This window comes from Microlunatus elymi (genome assembly GCF_007362775.1).
GTDB classification, from domain to species: domain Bacteria; phylum Actinomycetota; class Actinomycetes; order Propionibacteriales; family Propionibacteriaceae; genus Microlunatus; species Microlunatus elymi.
Genome location: NZ_CP041692.1, coordinates 2,265,120 through 2,283,828, shown reverse-complemented (window position 1 = coordinate 2,283,828; position 18,709 = coordinate 2,265,120). Strand labels below are relative to the sequence as shown.

Genomic DNA, 18,709 nt, shown 5'->3' with positions numbered 1-18,709 from the left:
GGAGCGCCGCGGGTGCGCGGGAAGGAATTCGGTGGTACGAAGGTGCGCGGGAGCGCTGCAGGTGCGCGAGGGATCAGGGCCAGCGGGCGCCGAGGGAGATCATGCCGACGGCGGCGAGGATGGCGAAGGCGAGACCGAAGCCGGCCCAGCGGGCGGTGACCTCCTTGTCCACCTTCACCTTGCCGACCGAGGATCCGATGTCCTTGTAGACCTGCCGCAGCTCACCGGCCGACTCGGCCCGATACGCCTCGCCACCGGAGATCCGGGCCACCTGAGCCAGCTCGGCACGGTCCACCGGGACCGGCTGCCGGGTGCCGTTGACGTCGATGTAGCCGTCCGGGGTCCCGTACGCGATGGTGTAGATCGGCACGTTCTGATCACGAGCCGCCTTGGCTGCCTGTGAGGCGGGCCGGCCGACCTGGGTTTTGCCGTCGGACAGCAGCACGATCCGGGCCGGCGGCTTGCTCTTCGGGTTGTCCGGATCGGGCGGCGCCTGCGCCAGCGCGGCCAGCGAGGTGTAGATGCCCTCACCGATCGCCGTCGACGGCTGCAGTTGCATGCTGTTGATGGCCGCGATCGCCGCACCGTGATCGGTGGTCGGCGTCACCAGGGTGGTCGCGGTCCCGGCGAACTCGACCACCGCGACGTTGAACTTGTCCGGCAGATTCTCCACGAACTGAATCGCGCCCCGCTTGGCGGCGGTCAGCCGGTCCGGCTTCACGTCCTGGGCCATCATCGAATTCGACACGTCGATGGTGACCACCACCGTCGCCCGCTCTCGCGGCACCTCGACGGTGTCCTTCGGCTTGGCGAAGGCGACGGTCAGGGTGAGCAGGCTCAAGATCGACAACCCGACGGCGACGTGCCGCTTCCACGGCAGCTCCTTCGGGATGACGAAGTCCAGCATGGTCTGCCCGACCTGACGCTTCTTCTTCTGCGCCTTGCGCCGGTAGATCGCCAGGTAGAGCACCACCAGCGCCGGGATCAGCAGCAACAGCCACAACCTGCTCGGCGCCAGGAACGACAGCATCGGCGTCATGATCAACTGCGGATTCATGATCAACATCACGGCCACCTCGCTCCGAGGGAAATCGCCCCGAGTGCTGCCAGCACGGCCAGAGCCAGTCCGTAACCCGCGAACCGGGAGGTGATCTCCCGATTCGCCTTGACATAGCCGACCGCCGAGCCGATGTTCTCGTACACCTTCTTCAGCTCGCCCAGACTGTCGGCGGAGAAGGTCCGGCCGCCGGTGGTCTCGGCGATCTGCTTCATCAGTTCGGTGTCCGGTGGGACCGTGTAGCGCTTGCCGTCCAGATCGACGTAGCCGTTCTCGGTGCCGTACGCGATGGTGTAGATCGGCACCTTGCGCTGCTTGGCCTCGGCCGCGGCCTGCAACGGCGCCCGACCCGCGGTGTTCTCGCCGTCACTGAGCATCACGATCGCTCCGGGCGCGGTCTGCTTGGGATTCTTCGGATCCTTCGGTGCCTGGTCGATCGCCCGCAACGCGGTGTCGATGCCCTCGCCGATCGCTGTCGAGTCCTGCGGCTGAATCGTGTCGATCGCCCGATTGACGTTCTGATGATCAAGAGTCGGCGGCACCAGGATCGACACCGCACCGGCCATCGACACCACCGACACGTTGTACTTGGCCGGCAGCTTGTCGACGAACTCCTTGGCCGCGGTCTTCGCCGCGTCCAGCCGATTCGGCTTCACGTCGGTGGCGGTCATCGACCGGGACGAGTCGATCACCAGGACGACGGTGGCCCGCTCCCGCGGCACCATCACCTCGGCCTGCGGCTTGGCGAAGGCCGCCGTCAGGGTGATCAGACTCAAGATCGACAACGCCACCGCAAGATGCCGGCGCCACTGCGACTGCTTCGGCATCACCACGTCCAACATCGAGGTGTTGGTGAAGCGCATGCCGCGCCGGTTGCGGAACCGCATGGCCAGGATGTAGCCGACCACCAGCAGCGGAATCACCAACCACAGCAGCAATCGGTTGGGGTTCTCGAAGGAGAACATCGGCGCCATGATCAGCGAGCCGCCGGTCGTCAACGGGCTCATGATCAATTGCGGCAGCGAGCTCAGCTGCGCTGCGATGATCATTTGGCGACTCCCTGAGGCGGTGCGTGCAACATGCTGGCGACGCGGCGATAGGCCAGCACGAAACGGGCGATGTCCTGCACCCAGTCCCGGTCGGTGCGCAGTTGGATGTGCCCGACGCCGGCCCGCCGCAAGGAGATCCGGATCCGTTCCCGTTGTGCCGCGCTGGCCGCGTCCATCCGGGCTCGGGCAGCATCGTCACCGGTGTTCACATAACGCTCGAAGTCGGTCTCGGGGTCCCGGATCAGCATCTCGCCGACATCGGGGAACTCGATCTCCCGCTTGTCCACCACCTCGATCGCCAGCACCTGATTGCGTACGGCGAGCCGGCGCATCGACCGTTCCCACTCGGGTTCGACGTTGGGATCCAGCTCATGATCACCGGGGGTGAGGAAGTCGGAGACGACCACCCGCAGACCGCGGCGGCGCTGGGTGCGCGCCAACTGCTCGATCCCCCGCGCCAGGCTGAACGAGCCACGGGCGTGATCGGGCACGAACGGTTCTGTCAACATCTTGCGCAGCAGGCCGTACAGTGCGGACCGGCCGGACAGGGCCGGCAGCCGACGCATGCTGTCCGGCCGCATGATGTAGCCGCCGAACCGGTCGCCCTGCTTCTGGCTGAGGAAGCCGATGGTGGCGATCGCGGCGATGCCGAGATCGCGTTTGGTGACGCCCTCGGTGCCCCAGTTCATCGACGGGGTGACGTCCAGCAGCGCCCACACTTCCAATTCGCGGTCGGCGATGGTGTCGCGGACGTGCGGAACGGTGGTCCGGGCGGTGACGTTCCAGTCGATCTTGCGGACGTCGTCCTCGCCGGGCTGGTAGATCCGGGCGTCGTGGGCGTCGGTGCCGGGGCCGGGCAGCAGTCCGAGATGATCGCCCTGCAGGAAGCCCTCCAGCCTCCGTACGATGGTCAGCTCGAGCCGGCGCAGCGCCGCCTCCGGGGCGAGCTTGTTCAGCGGAATGGTCGGCTTGGACGGCATCCCGACGACCGAGCCGACCGCGCCCGGAGCCTGATCGGGCGCGACGAACGCCGGCTGCGGTGGCGCAGCCGGTGCGCCGGTCGGCGGCGGGAAGTCCGGATGAGCTGGATACGACACGGGTCTCCGAGAAGGTGTCAGCGGTAGTTCGGCTGCGGCTGATGCTGCTGGCTGCCGCGATCCGAATTCCAGACCGGGGTGGGCGGCGGCACCATGGCGACGATCCGCTCCACCACCTGGGTGGTGGACACGTTGTCGGCGACGGCGTCGAAGCCGAGCACGATCCGGTGCGCCATCACGTCCCTGGCCACGGCCTGGACGTCGGTCGGCAGCACGTAGTCGCGGCCGTGGATCAGCGCCAGCGCCCGGGCCGCGGCGACCAGACCGAGGGTGGCTCGCGGCGAGCAGCCGATCTGGATCACCGAGGTCAGGTCGGGCAGATTGAACTCGGCCGGGGTACGGGTGGCCATCACCAGCCGGACGATGTATTCGGCGACCAAGTTGTGCACGAAGACGTCGGAGGCCTTCTTCTGCAGTTCGCGGATCTTCTCCGGGTCGAGTACCGGCGTCGCCGTCGGCGGCTCGACGCTCATCCGCCGCAGGATCTCGAACTCCTCGTTGCCACGCGGGTAGGGCACGTCGACCTTGAGCAGGAACCGGTCACGCTGGGCTTCCGGCAGCGGGTAGACGCCCTCGGACTCGACCGGGTTCTGGGTCGCGATCACGATGAACGGCTTCGGCAGGATGTGCGTCTCGCCGCCGATCGAGACCTGGCCCTCGGCCATCAGCTCCAGCATCGCCGACTGCACCTTGGCGGGTGCCCGGTTGATCTCGTCGGCCAGTACGAAGTTGACGAACACCGGACCGAGCTCGATGTCGAACTTCTCCTGGCTGGCCCGGTAGATCCGGGTACCGACGATGTCGGACGGCACCAGGTCCGGGGTGAACTGGATCCGCGAGAACGCACCGCCGACCACGGTGGAGAAGCTTCGTACCGCCAGGGTCTTGGCCACACCGGGGACACCCTCGAGCAGGATGTGCCCCTTCGCCAGCAGGCCGACCATCAGCTGTTCGACCATGTGTTCCTGGCCGACGATGACCCGCTGGACCTGACCCATCGCCTCCCGGAGCAGCTTCGCCGACTCCGCGTTGGCACCGGTCGGCACCGGCTGACGGGGCTGGCCCGGTGCCGGCGTCTGGCCCGGACGCGACTGTCCCTGGTGCTGGGAGTAGCCGTGTTGCTCTGCGTGCCCCGGTTGCTGTGCATGACCGGTCGCCATTCCGTCGGATCCCGGCTGCGTCGCGCCCGGCTGTGCCTGCGGGTACGGCGCCGGCGCTGACTGGCCGGGCGGCGGATATTGCGGACTGCTCACGCGCTACTCCTGGATCGGAACTCGGTCGTGCACCTCAGGTAGTACCTGACCATGCTGTGCATCGGCTGTGGGTCGGTGGACGGCAGGACGCCCGCCGCGCAACATTCTTGCATTACGTCCGTCCAGCTGCCGCTGCCGTCCGCCGGACTTCCGGGTGAGTGATGCTGCGCACTTCGGCCGCCGTACGTCGTCTGCGGAGTGCCCGGTGCCCCGCCGGTCACCAGGCTAGCCGCCTCGGTCGTCGACCAAAGTTCTGCTCCAAGGCGCAGGTTGCGGCGGCAGCGCCGGCCGATCGGATCCGGCTGCGACGGCGCGGTCCTCGGAGCGGGCAGAATGGGTGCCCGAACCCGGTCCGAGCGCAGCCGACGGACCCGACTGTGATGAGATGGGAGCCGATGTCGAACCTGCCGCCCGAGAGCCCGGGCCCCCGGCCCGACCCGGACGACCCCGACGCCTCCACGCCCAGTTCATCGGATGGCGGCGGGCTCGGGTCCGACCTTCCGGGAGGCGACGTGCCCGGCGACCTACCCGGTCCGGACGACGCCGTCTACATCAGCCCGCTGCTGCCGGACGACCCGCCGAAGATCGGCGACTTCTGGATCGACGGACGACTCGGCGCGGTGCCGGCCGGCGTCGCGTACACCGGACACGCGGATGACAACACGCCAGTGATGGTGCTGCTGCTGTCCGAGGGGGCCGCTGCCGATCCCGCGGCTCGGGACCGGTTCGCCGGACTGATCAACGAGCTGCACATCGACACCGTGGTAGCCCGCGGTGGGCAGGGACAGAACACCGGCCGGCTCGGCCGGAAGTTCCGCCCCGAGGACGACGATCCGATTGCTCCGGACGATCGCCCGGTCGCTCCGTGGGCGGCACTCGCCTACGACGGGACCCCGGCTGCGGCCGGCGAGGCGGAACGGATCCTGAACGAGGTCCAGCTCAGCTGGTTGCCCCAGCAGGGCGCGCCCTCCGGACCGGACTATCAGCTGTACTGGATCGACAAGGTGAAGCCGGGACTTTCCCGGCTGTGGCCGCTGCCCTGGCCGGGCCGGTTCGACCGGGCCGGTTGGCGGACGATCCTGGTGTCCTGGTTCCTGATGTTGCTGCTGGCCGCGCTCGCCGTACTGATCGCGATCTTGATCTTTCACAACCAGCCGCCGCAGTCGCCGCCGCCGCCGACCGGCGGATCGGGCAGCCCGCCGCCGCAGTCCAGTTCGGCGTCGCCGCAGTCCGGTTCGCCGTCGCCGCAGTCCGGTTCGCCGTCGCCGCAGTCCGGTTCGCCGTCGCCGCAGTCCGGGTCGCCCTCTCCGCAGTCGGGCTCGCCGTCGCCGGGGTCCGCGTCACCGTCACAGAGCGGATCGGCGTCGGCCTCGCCGAGCCCGAGTGGCACCCAATCCGGTGGTGGTGGAGAGCCGACCGCAACCGGCAGCGCGAACGCCAGTCAATCGCCGAGATCGAAGCTGTAGCCGTGACCTCCGAACTGACCACACCCCGCCCCGTCCGGACCAAGCCGCCCCGGCTGATCGTGTCCGACCTGGACGGCACGTTCCTGTCACCGGACGGGACGGTCAGCGAACGCAACGTCGCCGCCGTACGAGCTGCCGAGGACGCCGGGATCCCGGTCGTCTTCGCTACCGGCCGGCCGATCCGCTTCCTGGAGCCGATCCGTGGGCTGCGGCGTACGCACGCGATCGTGATCGCCAGCAACGGCGCGATGACGTACGACGTCGGCCGGGATCTGGTGCTGTCGGTCACGGCCATCGACCACCGGCTCGCCGCCGAGGCGTTCTCCGCACTCCGCGGCGAGCTCGACGGCATCGCTTTCGGCGTCGACTCCGGCGCCAGGGCCGGCTACGAGCAGCGCTACGTCGACTTCCACGGTTGCGAGGAGCTGTTCATCGCACCCGACGATCCGCATCGCTACGTCGGCGAACTGCCCGAGTTGGTCGCCGACGGTGACTTCGTCAAGCTGCTGGTACTGCAGGAGTCCGGGGACGTGGACCGGTTCACGGCCGAGGTCGCCCGGGTGCTCGGCGACCGGCTGACCGCGACGCACTCGTCCCCCACCCGGCCGTTGGTCGAGGTGTCGGCGGCGGGTGTGAGCAAGGCGGCGACGCTGGCGCGGCTGTGTGATCAACTCGGTGTGCCGGCCGCGGACGTCGCCGCGTTCGGGGACATGCCGAACGATCTGGAGATGCTGCGCTGGGTCGGCATGCCGCACGTGATGGCCCATGGCCACCCGGACCTGCTCGACCTCGACGCCGAGGTGATCGGCAGCAACGCAGATTCCGCGGTCGGCGCCACCATCGAAACCTGGCTGTAGCCCGAACGCGACCTACAGCACCCGACGGCGGCAGCGGCAACCGCGCGGACGTCATCAGCATGACGAACGTCAGTCCAGGTTGTGGAGCGTTGTCATGATCAAGCCGGGCCGTCTCGCGTGAGAGTTGTCGGGTGAAAACTTCCTTTCGTCCGATGATCATGCTCGCGGTGTTGTCGCCGCTGACCGCGGAGTTCCTGCTCGGTGACCAGTACCTGTCCGGGATGGCACCGGCCGGGCAGCAGATCGGCATGTTGATCAGCTTCATCGCGCTGTACGGGATGGGCGCGGTGCTGATCCGCGAACTGGCGCGCCGATTGCGACTGGGTTGGGCCGGGCTGCTGCTGCTCGCACTCGGCTACGGCATCTTCGAAGAGGGATTGATCACCCAGACGCTCTTCAACCCGCACTATCTCGGCCTGAACCTGCTGGCGCCGGGCCACATCGGCTTGCTCGGCATCGGGGCGCCGTGGACCGTCTTCGTGATCAGCCTGCACGTGATCTGGAGCATCTGCACCCCGATCGCGATCGTCGAAGCCTGGCACGGATCCGACGGCACGGCCGACACCCGGCCCTGGCTCGGCCGAGCGGCGACCGTCGTCTGCTTGATCATCTTCGCGATCGGCGCGGCCGCGATCCTCACCGTCAGCACGGTCTTCGCCTCGCCGCCGTTCCTGGCCCATCCCGCCCAGTTGATCATCGTCGCAGTCTTGGTGCTCCTGGTGGTGCTGGCCGCGGTCCGGCTGCGTGGTCGAGGCTCCGACGTCACCGCCTCGCTGCCGGCGACCCCGGCAAGGATCGGCTGGTCCGCGCTGCTCGGATTCCTCGCCACCACGGCATTCCAGCTGATCAACGGATTGCCGGATCGCCTTGCCTGGTTGAGCTTTGCCGGCATGCTCGCCGTCTGGGCGGTGGCCCTGTTGATCATGGTCAGCCGTCGCCCGGACCCGTTCGGGCTGGCCGTCGGCGCCGTCCTCACCTATGCCTGGGTCGGGATGCGGTCGGCCCTGGGTGAGGCAGGCCTGCCCGGACTGGTGGAGCAGTCGTTGTTGATCTTGCTCTTCCTCGCCGGGTTGGCCTGGTCGTATCGTCGGCTGCTCAATCGAGCCGGACAGCCAGCCCGTCCAGAAAGATCGACAGTCCGGTCCTGAACGCCACCTCCGGATCAGGGATCCGCTCCTGATCCGGGGGTAACGCGCCGGCCTGCCGAAGTTGATCATGGGACTGCACCTCGGCCGCGTGCCCGAGAACGAAGTGCGTCAGCGCGCCGGCAGCGGCATAGGCGGGATCGGGATCCAGGCCCGCGCGCTGCAGGATCTTGATCATGGATTCCAGCGGTTCGCCGGCCCCCGGATGCAGGGCGTACCCGGCGGCCACCAACTCAGCGCCGTCGCGATGCTGCAGCAACGCCGTACGAAATCGACTGCTGATCCGTTCCAACCGTAAGCGCCAGCCGGTGTCGGTTGTCGGTTCGGGTTCGGCAGCCGACTCCGAGATCGCCGTGGCCATGGCGGCCAACAAGGTCTGCTTGTTGGCGAAGTGCCAGTACAGGCCGCCGGGTTGCACGCCGAGCTCGGTGGCCAGCCGGCGCATGGTCAGATCCGCCAGTCCGTAACGATCCAGGATGGCGAACGCACCATCCAGGACGGACTCGCGAGTCAGGCGCATGGCCAAGAACCTAGCGCAGGCGCCCCGGATCCGGTCTTGACCAACGTCCCGACGACCGGCTAACTTGAACGCCGTTCAAGTTTCCGTTCGGAAGGCATGCCTGTGAGCGTCCAGGCCGTATCCCCCGCGTTGTCCCATCGGGTCCTCGCCGATCTCATCCCCGGCTCGCGTGCCAAGGTGACCGCGCGCAACATCGCCCTGGTGGTCGGCGGCGCGGTATTCATGTCGATCTTCGCCCAACTCGCGCTGCCGTTGCCGTTCACCCCGGTGCCGCTGACGCTGGGCTCCTTCGCGGTACTGATGACCGGGGCCGCGCTCGGTCCGCAGCGGGCCGGGCTCAGCATGGCGCTCTACCTGGCCGCCGGGATGGCCGGCGCGCCGATCTTCTCCGATCACGGTTCGGGCTACGCGTTCGCGTCCTTCGGCTACATCCTGGCCTACATCCCGGCCGCCGTCTTCGTGGGCTACCTGGCTCGCCGTGGCCGTGATCGTTCGCCGATCAAGCTGTTCGGCGGGGTCGCCCTGGCGTCCTTGATGATCTACGCCGCCGGTGTTCCGTGGCTGATGGCCTGGACCGGTGCCGATCTGCAGACCGCACTGGTCCAGGGTGTGCTGCCGTTCCTGCCCGGTGACCTGGTCAAGACGCTCGCCGTTGCCGGGCTGCTGCCGGCAGCCTGGAGGTTGATCAACCGCCGCTGACCGGAGACCACGCAGCTGCGCCCAGTCTCTGATCGGATCAGCCCAGCCTGATCGGGTGGGATTCGCACCGATGACGGTGCGTATCTCACCCGATCCTGCTGTCCGGCCGGATGGGCAGGTGGGACAAGATGGTCGGGTGCGGGAAATCGCTGATCTCGAGGAACTGGTGGAGCTGTCCGGTGACGATCTGCTCTGCCGGTGGGCGGCGCAGGGGTTGGACGGGCGCAGCCGCGGCTGGGCCACCGACGACGGGGCCGGGATTGCGATCGCCACGCCGGCACTGGCCACCAAGGATCGGATCGCGGTGCATGGTTCGTTGGCGGGCGCGGCGTCACTGCTTCCGCTGGTGATGGCCGAGGTCGGCGACAGCTTTCGCCCGTTCGGAGAACGCCGTCTCATCCGCGGGCTGAGCGACATGGTCGAGTTGGACGATGCTCGCGGGTTGCGGGTGGCCGGGGAATTCGGCTGGATGGACCGGGCGGACCCGCTCGACGACGAGGTCAGCGACGCCCATTGGCTGCACCCGGAGGACGATGCGGCGATCGACGAGCTGATCGCCGCCGGCAACCCCGACTCGTACGCGAAGCCGGGCGACTCGGCGGTCGAACGGTGGGCGGGCATCCGCGATGATCATGATCGGCTGATCGCCGTTGCCGCGCTTGCCTGGTCGGCACCCGACATCGGCTTCATCGCCGGGGTGACGGTCCATCCCGACGTACGCGGCAACGGTCTGTCCGAACGGGTCTGCCGGCTGATCGCCGGCGAATCGTTGCGGGAGCGCGGTGCGGTGGGGCTGATGGTCGACGAACCGAACCCGGCCGCGGTCCGCACCTACCGCAAGCTCGGCTTCGACTACCGGGAGCTCGCGGCGGCCGAGCTGGCCTGAGCTCAGGTCAGCGGTGCAGCAGGTCGGCTATGTGCTCGGCGATGGCCAGTGACGAGGTTGCCGCGGGCGACGGGGCGTTGCGTACGGCGGTGATCGGGCCGATGGTGCTGATCCTGAAGTCGTCCACCAACTGGCCGTCGGCGTCCAACGCCTGGGCACGGACCCCGGCCGGGGCGCGGACCACGTCCTGTGAACACAACGCCGGCAGGTAGCTTCGGGCCTCGTTCAGGTAGGCCCGCTTGATCATCGAGCCGTACAGCTCACGTGCGCCGGCCCGCCAATGCCGCCGAGCCAGCCGCCAGGTGCCCGGCCAGCTCAGCTCGCGAACAAGATCGGCAAGATCAACGTCGCGGCGCCGGTAGCCCTCCCGAGCCAGTGCCATCACCGCGTTCGGGCCGATGTGGACCGTACCGTCGACACCGGGTGTGAAGTGCACCCCGAGGAACGGATAGGCCGGGTCCGGCACCGGGTAGACCAGGCCGTTGACGAGCCCGGACCGTTCGGCCACGAGCCGGTAGTACTCGCCTCGGAAGGCGATGATCATGGGTCCTCGTTCATCACCTGCCATCCGCGCCAGTCGGTCGCTGTGCAGACCGGCGCAGATGATCAACCGGTCCAAGATCATCCGCTGCTCGCCGGCGATCAGCTCCACCCGATCGCCCTGGCGACGAATCGACGTGACGGCCTGTCCGAGCAGCAGCCGGCCGCCGGCCGCCTCGACATCGGCGGCGTAGGCCCGGGCCACCCGACGGAAGTCGACGATTGCCGCCGACGGCGAGTGCAGACCCGCCCTACCGCGTACCGCGGGCTCCAGCTCGGTCAGCTCCCCCGCCGACAGCCAGCGGATGCCGGGCACCTGATTGGCCTCGGAGCGGCGTTGCAGTTCGCGCAGCCGTACGACTTCACGGTCGTCCCGGGCGACGATCACCTTGCCCAGTTCGCGATGGGGCAGGTTGCGGTCCCGGCAGTAGTCACGCAGCAGCACGGCACCGCGGCGGCACAGCCGCGCCTTCAACGATCCCGGCGCGTAGTACACGCCGGAGTGCACCACCCCGGAGTTGTGCCCGGACTGGTGAGCCGCGACCTGATTCTCCTTGTCCACAACGACGATCTCGGCCTCGGCCGCCAGCCGCCGAGCCAGCGCCAGTCCGACCACGCCGGCGCCGATGATGCCGATCCGGGGCGCGTCAGCGGACCGGGCCACCTCAGCGCCGGTCCTGCGGCAACCGGACCGCACCCTGGGTGGTGACCGGCGCGGACGGCGGCGGCACCACCGGTCCGATGTCGCCGTCCGGCGCAGTGTCCAGATCGACGATCACCGGAGCATGATCACTGGGCCCCTTTCCCTTACGGGCTTGACGATCCACCCAGGCCGCCGCGACCCGCGACGCCACCGGCGAACCGGCCAGGATCAGGTCGATCCGCATCCCGAGGTCGCGGTGGAACATGCCGGCGCGATAGTCCCAGTAACTGAACACCCGCTCGATCGGCCAGCGCTCCCGGACCACGTCGTGCAGCCCGACCGAGAGCAGCCGGTCCAGCGCCGCGCGTTCCGGGGCGGTGACGTGGGTCTGTCCGATGTAGGCCTGCGGATCATAGACGTCGGCGTCGGCGGGAGCGATGTTCATGTCACCGCAGACCACGACCTCCTCGGGCCCGGCCGCGATGTGATCATGAAGCGCCGACAGCCAGGCCAGCTTGTACTGGTAGTGATCGGAGTCCGGCACCCGGCCGTTCGGCACGTACAGCGAGTGCACCCGTACGCCGTCGCAGGTCGCGGACACCGCGCGGGCCTCCGGGTGCGGAAACCCCGGCGCGCCGGGGATGCCGAGCTCGACGTCGTCCAGCCCGACCCGGGACAGCACCGCCACCCCGTTCCACTGCGCCTCGCCGTAGACCGCCGACCGGTAGCCGCGCCGTTCCAGCTCGCCGCCGAGCAGCCCGGCGAAACCAAGATCATCCAGCTTCAATTCCTGCAGGCACACGACATCGGGCTTCCGCTCGTCCAGCCAGGGCAGGAACCGCGGCATCCGCTGCTTGATCGAATTCACATTCCAGGTGGCGATTCTCACCCGCACCACCGTAGCCGCAGTGGGCTGTCAGTCGCGCCGACGGCGAGCGATCAGCAGGGTCAGTCCCGCGGCGATGGCGGCCAGTCCGGCGACCAGCACACCGGGACCGAACGACGTGCCGGTGTTCGGCAAACCGCCGGTTGCCGGCGGTGCCGGACTCGGCGACGGCGTGGGAGTCGGTGCCGGCGGTTCGGTGCCGACGGTGGCCGAGGCCTCGGCGGACACCGGGTTGCCGTTCGGATCGGTCCCGGTCACCGAGGCGCTGTTCTGCAACGGACTGCCGGTCAGATCGGCCCGATCGACCTGGTAGGTCGCCGTGCAGGTCAGTGTCTGACCGATCGGCAGGATGTCGGTCGGCGGGCACTGGATCGGCCCGAGGTCACCGTGGCCGGTGAAGTCGCCCTCGCTGATCTCGACGTTGCGCAGCGCCGTGTTGCCGATGTTCGTCGCGGTGAAGGTGTACGTGATCACCTGGCCGGCGTCGTTGACCGTCTGCACGTCGGCCGTCTTCTGCAGGGCGACGGCCGGCTGCGCGGCCTGGGTCACCATCACCGAGTCCTCGTTGGAGGTGACGCGCTGCGACGAGGACGGTGGGAGTCCGGTGGCGACCGCGGAGTTGGTGATCTTGCCCGCATCGACGTCGTCCTCGGTGACCTCGTACTGCGCGGTGCAGGTCGTGCTCGCCCCGGGCGCGAGCTCGGTGTCCGGGCAGTCCGGCTTGGACAGCTTTCCGGTGCCGCTGAAGTCGCGCTCGTCCACGGTGATCTTGGTCAGCGTCACGTTGCCGACGTTGGTGATCACGAAACTGTAGGTGATCTTGTCGGCGGCTCCGTTGTAGGTCAGCGGATCGGCCTGTTTGTCCAACGCGAGTTGAGGATTCTGCTGCACGTCCACCCGGGCGTTGCTCGGATCGGAGGTCACCGGCTGGTCGGTGCCCGGCGGCGTGCCGTGCGCGGTCGCGGTGTTGGTGATCTTGCCCGCGTCGAGGTCGTCCTGGGTGGTGCTGTACGTCGCGGTGCAGGTGATGCTCTTGCCGGGAGCCAGCCCCTTCGACGTGTCCGGGCAGGACACTGTCGGCGCCGATCCCGTGCCGGAGAAGTCGGTGTCGATGACGCCGACGTCAGTCAGCGTCACGTTGCCGGTGTTGGTGACGACGAACGAGTAGTCGACCTGTTGGCCGACCGAGCTGACGGTGTCCGGATCGGCGGACTTGACGACGGTCAACGCCGGCTTCGCCGCGGCCTTGGCGGTACTGCTCGCCGGATCCGAACTGATCGGCTCGTCGGTGCCCGGCGGGGTGCCATGCGAGGTGGCGACGTTGGTCAGCGTTCCTTGATCAACATCAGCCTGGGTCGGGAGATAGGTCGCGGTGCAGGTGACCTGATCGGTCGGTGCCAGCGACTGCGCCCGGTCCGGGCAGGTGACGTCGGTGAGGTCGGCCGTGCCGTTGAAGTCGCCTTCGGTGATGCCGGTGTCGGTCAGGGTCACGTTGCCGTTGTTGGTGATCACGAAGCTGTACGTGATCGGCTTGCCGACCTCGTACGAGCCTTCGACGTCGTTGGTCTTGGTCAGCGTGATCGACGGCTCGGACTCCTGCGGCACCACCACACTGTCGTCGTTGGACGACACCCGATCGTCGCTGTCCGGCGGCAGCCCGGTGGCGTGCGCGGTGTTGTGCAGCACCTGATGATCAACATCGGCCTGGGTGACGGTGTAGGTCGCGGTGCAGTCGACCTGATCACCCGGCGCCAGCGTCGTGGCCGCGTCCGGGCAACTGGCCTCAGACATCGACCCGGAGCCATTGAACTCGTCCTCGCTGATCTTGATGTCGTGCATCGTCACGTTGCCGGTGTTGGTCACCGTGAACGTGTACGTGATGGTCTCGCCGGCCACCAGCCGATCGTCCGGATCGGCCGACTTGTCCAACCGCAGCTGCGGATCCTGGACGGCGTCCACCACGGCGAAGTCCTGGTCGGAGTCCGTCTGGCCGCCGCCGGGCGGGGTGCCGTGCGCGGTTGCGGTGTTGGTGATCCGGCCGGCGTCGAGGTCCTTCTGGGTCACGGTGTAGTCGGCGGTGCAGGTGATCTGGTCACCTGGTGCCATGGTCGCAGCGGCTGGCGGGCAGCTGATCGCGGAGAGATCTCCGCTGCCGGAGAACGCGTCGTCGGACACGTCCACGTCGTGCAGGCTGACGTTGCCGGTGTTGGTGACCACGAACGTGTACTGCACCGTGTCACCGGCCGCGGCGACCTGCACCGGGTCGGCGTGCTTGGCCAGCGTGAGCGCCGGCTGCTGCTCGGCGGGCACCGTGGCCGAATCCGGATCGGAGTCGACCGGGTCGTTGCTGGGGTCGGTGCCGTGCGCGGTGGCGGTGTTGTCCAACGTGCCGCGGTCCACGTCGTCCTGGGTCACCGGGTAGGTGCTGCTGCAGACGACCTGATCACCGGGCGCCAACGACGCCGCCTCGGGCGGGCAGCTCGGCGTGGGAAGGTCGCCGGCCCCGTTAAACTCGTCGTCGGTGACGTTGACGTCGGTCAGGGTGACGTTGCCGGTATTGGTGACCAGGAAGCTGTAGGTGACGGTCTCGCCGGGGGTCAGTTCGGTCTGGTCGGCAACCTTGTCGATGCTCAGTCCCGGGGTCCGGTTGCTGGTGATCCTGACCGTGTCCGGATCCGAATTGATCTGTTCGTCGTCCGGCGAGGTGCCGTGCGCGGTCGCCGTGTTGGTCAGATTTCCTTGATCGACATCGGCCTGCGACGGGGTGTAGGTCGCCGTACAGACGACCTGCTCCCCGGGGGCCAGATAGTCGGTCTGGTCAGAAGGGCAGTCGATCGCCGACAGCGACCCGGACCCGTTGAAGTCGCCCTCGTCGACGGCGACGTCCCGCAGCGAGACGTTGCCGGTGTTGGTCACGGTGAACGAGTAGGTGACCTGGTGGCCGGCCTGGTAGGTCGTCACGTCGGCGGACTTGGTCAGGCTGATCCCGGGCTCGGCCGGCTGCGGAATCCTCACGCTGTCGTCGTTCGAATCCGTCGGCGCGTTGGTGCCCGGCGGGGTGCCGTGCGCGGTCGCGGTGTTGTCCAGGGTGCCGCGGTCGACGTCGTCCTGGGTGACGATGTAGGTCGCAGTGCAGGTGACTTGATCACCCGGCGCCAGCGAGCTTGCGGCGTCCGGGCAGCTGATGTCCGACATCGGTTCGGAGCCGTTGAAGCTGTCCTCGGTCACGTTCACGTCGGACATGGTCACGTTGCCGGTGTTGGTGACGGTGAACGTGTAGTTGATCTGCTGACCGGCGGTCAGCTGATCATGTGGGTCGGCGTTCTTGGCCAGCCGCAGCTTCGGAGCTTGATCAACATCGACCCGAGCCGAGTCGGGGTCCGAAGTGACCTTGTCTCCCCCACCGGCCGGGGTGCCGTCCGCGGTTGCGGTGTTTGTGATCTTGCCGGCATCGATGTCGTCCTGGGTGACGACATAGGTCGCCGTGCAGGTGACCTTGTCGTCGGGCGCCAGCGTGCGGACCGGGCAGTCCGCCTGGGAAATGCTGCCCGAGCCGCTGAACTTCGTTTCCTCGATCCCGACGTTGCGCAACGTCACGTTGCCGGTATTGGTGATCACGAAGCTGTACGTGACCTGGTCGCCGGCCCGGTCGACGGTGGTCGGGTCGGCCGTCTTGGTCAGCGTGATCGCGGGGTTCCGGTCGGCCGTGACGACCGCGGAGTCCGGGTCGGAGGTCGGCGGATCGGTGTCGTACGGCGGATCGGCGGTCGCGGTCGCGGTGTTGTGGATGCTGCCGCGATCGATGTCGGACTGGGTCACGGTGTAGTCGGCCACGCATTCGACCGACTCCCCCGGCGCGAACACGCCGACCGGGCAGGACACCGCCGGGCCCTCATCGCTGCCGGTGAACTGGGTTTCGGTGACCTCGGCGTTGGACAGCGACACGTTGCCGGTGTTGGTAACGGTGAACGTGTAGCGGATCATGTCGCCGGGCTGGCTGTACGTTTTCGGCGAGGCCGTCTTGTCCAGTTCGATCGCCGGATTCCGGTCCGCCGTCACCCGGGCGTCGTCGAGCGGCGAGGTGACCGGCTCAGCATCCTCACCCGGCGGCGTCCCGGTTGCGCTGGCGCTGTTGGTGATCTCGCCGGCGTCGATGTCGTCCTGGGTCACCTGATAGGTCGCGGTGCAGGTCGTCGTGTCGCCGGCAGCCAGGCTGTCGTCGGGACAGTTGATGGTCCCCAGGTTGCCGGTGCCGCTGAAGGTGACGTCGTTGACGGTCACGTCGTGCAGGGTGACGTTGCCGGTGTTGGTGACCACGAAGCTGTACTCGACGGTGTCGCCGGCCTGATCGACGGTGGTCGGATCGGCCGTCTTGTCGATCGTGATCTCCGGCCGCGGAGGAATCACCACGATCGCCCGAGAGGTGTTGGAGGTGACGTCCTCGCCACCGGACGTGGTGGCGGTCGCGGTGGCGGCGTTGACCACCTCGTGCTGATCGGCATCCGCATCGGTGATGGTGTAGGTCACTCTGCAGGTGATCAACTTGCCGGGGGCGAACGGACCGGTCGGACAATCGGCCTTCGGCACCGGGCCGGAACCGGTGAAGTTCGTCTCGTCGATGGTCGGGTCGTTCAGCGTGACATTGCCGGTGTTCAGCACCCGGAAGGTGTAGGTCACCGTCGCCCCCGGCCCGTCGACCCGGTGAGGATCAACGGTCTTGAGCAGTAGGAGGCTCGGATCCGGCTGCACCGGGATACGGGCATCGTCGGTGTCACTCACCTCCGTACCATCCGGAGCGGAGCCGTTGGCTACTGCGGTGTTGGTCACCTGGCCTGCGTCGATGTCGTCCTGGGTCAACTCGTACGTCGCCGTGCAGGTCAACTGGTCGCCCGGGTCAAGATCACGATCAGTTCCGCAGTCCAGCGCGGACATCTGACCGCTGCCGCTGAACTCGGTGTCGGTGATGTCCACGCCGCTGAGCGGCACGTTGCCGGTGTTGGTCGCGGTGAAGGTGTACGTGACCTGCTCGCCGGCCCGGAAGGCGGTGTCCGGATCCAACGACTTCACCAGCGTCAAGTCCGGGTCCGGAACGACGACCGGGGTGTTCGTCTCCGAGTCGTTGGAGGTGACGTCGGTGTTGGTGCCCGGCACGGTGCCCGTGGCGGTCGCGGTGTTGTGCACCTGCCCGGCGTCCTGGTCCGCGTCGGTGATCGTGTACGGAGTGTCGAGCGTGCAGGTGACCCGATCGCCGGGTTGCAGGGTGCCCGGCGGGCAGGTGACCGAGCCGACCTTGTTGTCATCGACGGTGACACCTGCGATGTCGGTGTCACCGGTGTTGGTGACCACGAATGTGTAGTCGATGGTGTCGCCGGCGTCCGTGATGCCGTTGTCGTTGACGTCGACCGGAGTGCCGGCCCGCTTGAGCAGGCTGATACTTCGCGCATGACCGGTGTTGGTGATCGTGCAGTCGACGGCGTCGCCGACATCGAGGTGCACGCCGGCACTGGTGCCCACGTCCCCGGTCGGCAGGGCAGAGTCCTCCTGACCGTTTCTGGTGCAGGACCAGTCGACGTCGTAGAGATCGAGATTTCCGGGGTTCGCCGCCTCGGCCAGCGTCAGGTCGGTGCCGTTCGCGCCGACCACGATGGTCCGCTGACCGGTGCTGGCCGTGGTGCCCGTGCCCCCGGTGCTGTCGCCGGCGATCGTCTCCTCGCCACGAGTGATGCTGATGTCGAAGGAGTCGTTGTCGAAGCGGTTTACGAGCTTCTTGTTCAGCTGGACGCTGGAGACGAGTACGCCGAAGGCGACTGCCTGGAGGCCGCCGCCGACCATGGTCTGGGAGAACCTCGTGGGCTGCTGCGACGCCACGATCGCAGTGCCGGTCTTCTGGCTCGACCCGCTGCCGGTGCATTTCACCGTGGTCGACCCAATGCCGGTGAAACCGCCGCCGCAGGCGTTGCCGAGACCGTTGTCGCGCTCGTTTGCGACCAGCGAGGTGATCGGATCGGAAGACTGCCAGGTGATCGACTCGCTCGAGTCGGTGGACTCGGCGTCGGCGCCGACCAGGGCGTAGCCGTTGACGGGCTGGCCGGCGGAGTTGGTCAGCGAGAAGTTGTTCAGCGTGATGGTCGAGGTGCGGCCGTTCGTGCGCTGGTAAAGGGCGGGATTTCCCGCTACCCCGCTGTAGAAGCCGTTGTTGCCAAGAAATGCGTCCGGATACGTTGGAAATTTGGTCGCGTACAGATTTGCTCCGCCGTCAACGGACGTGAGCCTGAAGTTCATCGTGTAGCCGCCCGGGATGCTGACCGACATGTCCTGCCCGCTGGCGGCCTGGGCCTGGTTGTAACCGCCCAGGTCGAACCAGCACAGCGTCGAGGCGTAGGTGCCGGTGCCCGGATCGGCGAAGTTGCACGTGGTGTTGGTGGCGGCCTGGGCCGATGTCGGCCGGACGAAACCGCCTGCGAGTGTCAGCCCGACCATCAGGAAGAAGGAGAGGGCCAGCGCGAGCACACCGCGTAGCCGATGTCTTCTCCTATGCCCGACGCTCCAGCTCAACGTCCACCTCGACTCTCGCGGGACGCCCGGCACAGTTGTCCGCCGGTATCCCCTCG

At 67.9% G+C, this 18,709-nt stretch carries 13 protein-coding genes; 5 read left to right on the top strand and 8 right to left on the bottom strand.

Annotated elements, in window-relative coordinates; translation table 11 throughout:
* Positions 1-73: 73 nt before the first annotated feature.
* The 4 genes from FOE78_RS10255 to FOE78_RS10240 form a co-directional block, all read right to left on the bottom strand.
* The gene (locus FOE78_RS10255) at positions 74-1,045 is read right to left on the bottom strand and encodes a VWA domain-containing protein (RefSeq protein WP_143988720.1); all 972 of its coding nucleotides are present in this window, start codon (positions 1,043-1,045) and stop codon (positions 74-76) included.
* A gap of 20 nt (positions 1,046-1,065) precedes the next feature.
* Entirely contained in the window at positions 1,066-2,106 is a 1,041-nt protein-coding gene (locus FOE78_RS10250; protein WP_228266140.1) for a VWA domain-containing protein, read from the bottom strand.
* Positions 2,103-3,086, bottom strand: a complete 984-nt coding sequence (locus FOE78_RS10245) for a DUF58 domain-containing protein (RefSeq protein WP_143988718.1) — start codon at positions 3,084-3,086, stop codon at positions 2,103-2,105. The genes FOE78_RS10250 and FOE78_RS10245 overlap by 4 nt, the downstream gene beginning before the upstream one ends.
* A 134-nt stretch (positions 3,087-3,220) precedes the next feature.
* Entirely contained in the window at positions 3,221-4,456 is a 1,236-nt protein-coding gene (locus FOE78_RS10240; protein ID WP_228266139.1) for an AAA family ATPase, read from the bottom strand.
* 671 nt (positions 4,457-5,127) lie between these two features.
* On the opposite strand from FOE78_RS10240, the gene FOE78_RS10235 reads away from it, so the two are divergent.
* The 3 genes from FOE78_RS10235 to FOE78_RS10225 all read left to right on the top strand — a co-directional run bounded on the left by FOE78_RS10235 (position 5,128) and on the right by FOE78_RS10225 (position 7,927).
* Complete coding sequence (locus FOE78_RS10235) at positions 5,128-5,922, top strand: hypothetical protein (protein ID WP_210414992.1); 795 nt, start codon at positions 5,128-5,130, stop codon at positions 5,920-5,922.
* Positions 5,923-5,924: 2 nt separating this feature from the next.
* Positions 5,925-6,779, top strand: a complete 855-nt coding sequence (locus FOE78_RS10230; RefSeq protein ID WP_168207460.1) for an HAD-IIB family hydrolase — start codon at positions 5,925-5,927, stop codon at positions 6,777-6,779.
* Positions 6,780-6,910: 131 nt separating this feature from the next.
* Positions 6,911-7,927, top strand: a complete 1,017-nt coding sequence (locus FOE78_RS10225; RefSeq protein WP_143986194.1) for a hypothetical protein — start codon at positions 6,911-6,913, stop codon at positions 7,925-7,927.
* Here FOE78_RS10225 and FOE78_RS10220 read toward each other — a convergent pair.
* Positions 7,875-8,444, bottom strand: a complete 570-nt coding sequence (locus FOE78_RS10220) for a TetR/AcrR family transcriptional regulator C-terminal domain-containing protein (protein ID WP_143986193.1) — start codon at positions 8,442-8,444, stop codon at positions 7,875-7,877. The two genes, FOE78_RS10225 and FOE78_RS10220, sit on opposite strands and share 53 nt — an antisense overlap.
* A 96-nt stretch (positions 8,445-8,540) precedes the next feature.
* On the opposite strand from FOE78_RS10220, the gene FOE78_RS10215 reads away from it, so the two are divergent.
* Positions 8,541-9,143, top strand: a complete 603-nt coding sequence (locus FOE78_RS10215; RefSeq protein ID WP_143986192.1) for a biotin transporter BioY — start codon at positions 8,541-8,543, stop codon at positions 9,141-9,143.
* A 136-nt stretch (positions 9,144-9,279) separates the two neighbouring features.
* Positions 9,280-10,029 carry a GNAT family N-acetyltransferase gene (locus FOE78_RS10210; RefSeq protein ID WP_168207459.1) on the top strand — a complete coding sequence of 250 codons (750 nt, stop codon included), beginning with the start codon at positions 9,280-9,282 and terminating at the stop codon, positions 10,027-10,029.
* Between the two features lie 7 nt (positions 10,030-10,036).
* On the opposite strand, the gene lhgO is transcribed toward FOE78_RS10210, so the two are convergent.
* The 3 genes from lhgO to FOE78_RS10195 are packed head-to-tail and all read right to left on the bottom strand — an operon-like array spanning position 10,037 to position 18,653.
* On the bottom strand, positions 10,037-11,233 hold the full coding sequence (gene lhgO, locus FOE78_RS10205) for an L-2-hydroxyglutarate oxidase (RefSeq protein ID WP_210414913.1): 1,197 nt from the start codon (positions 11,231-11,233) through the stop codon (positions 10,037-10,039).
* A gap of 1 nt (position 11,234) precedes the next feature.
* Positions 11,235-12,101, bottom strand: coding sequence for an exodeoxyribonuclease III (locus tag FOE78_RS10200; RefSeq protein ID WP_228266137.1), 867 nt, complete (start codon positions 12,099-12,101; stop codon positions 11,235-11,237).
* A 27-nt stretch (positions 12,102-12,128) separates the two neighbouring features.
* Positions 12,129-18,653 (bottom strand): DUF7507 domain-containing protein, encoded by a 6,525-nt coding sequence (locus FOE78_RS10195; RefSeq protein WP_143986190.1) that lies wholly within the window; start codon positions 18,651-18,653, stop codon positions 12,129-12,131.
* Positions 18,654-18,709: the final 56 nt, after the last annotated feature.

What these genes read in the sequence shown, in the direction of transcription:
- FOE78_RS10250 (WP_228266140.1), bottom strand. Translation starts at nt 2,106, where the DNA reads ATGATCATCGCAGCGCAGCTGAGCTCGCTGCCGCAATTGATCATGAGC.
- FOE78_RS10245 (WP_143988718.1), bottom strand. Translation starts at nt 3,086, where the DNA reads ATGCCGTCCAAGCCGACCATTCCGCTGAACAAGCTCGCCCCGGAGGCG.
- FOE78_RS10235 (WP_210414992.1), top strand. Translation starts at nt 5,128, where the DNA reads ATGGTGCTGCTGCTGTCCGAGGGGGCCGCTGCCGATCCCGCGGCTCGG.
- FOE78_RS10220 (WP_143986193.1), bottom strand. Translation starts at nt 8,444, where the DNA reads ATGCGCCTGACTCGCGAGTCCGTCCTGGATGGTGCGTTCGCCATCCTG.
- FOE78_RS10215 (WP_143986192.1), top strand. Translation starts at nt 8,541, where the DNA reads ATGCCTGTGAGCGTCCAGGCCGTATCCCCCGCGTTGTCCCATCGGGTC.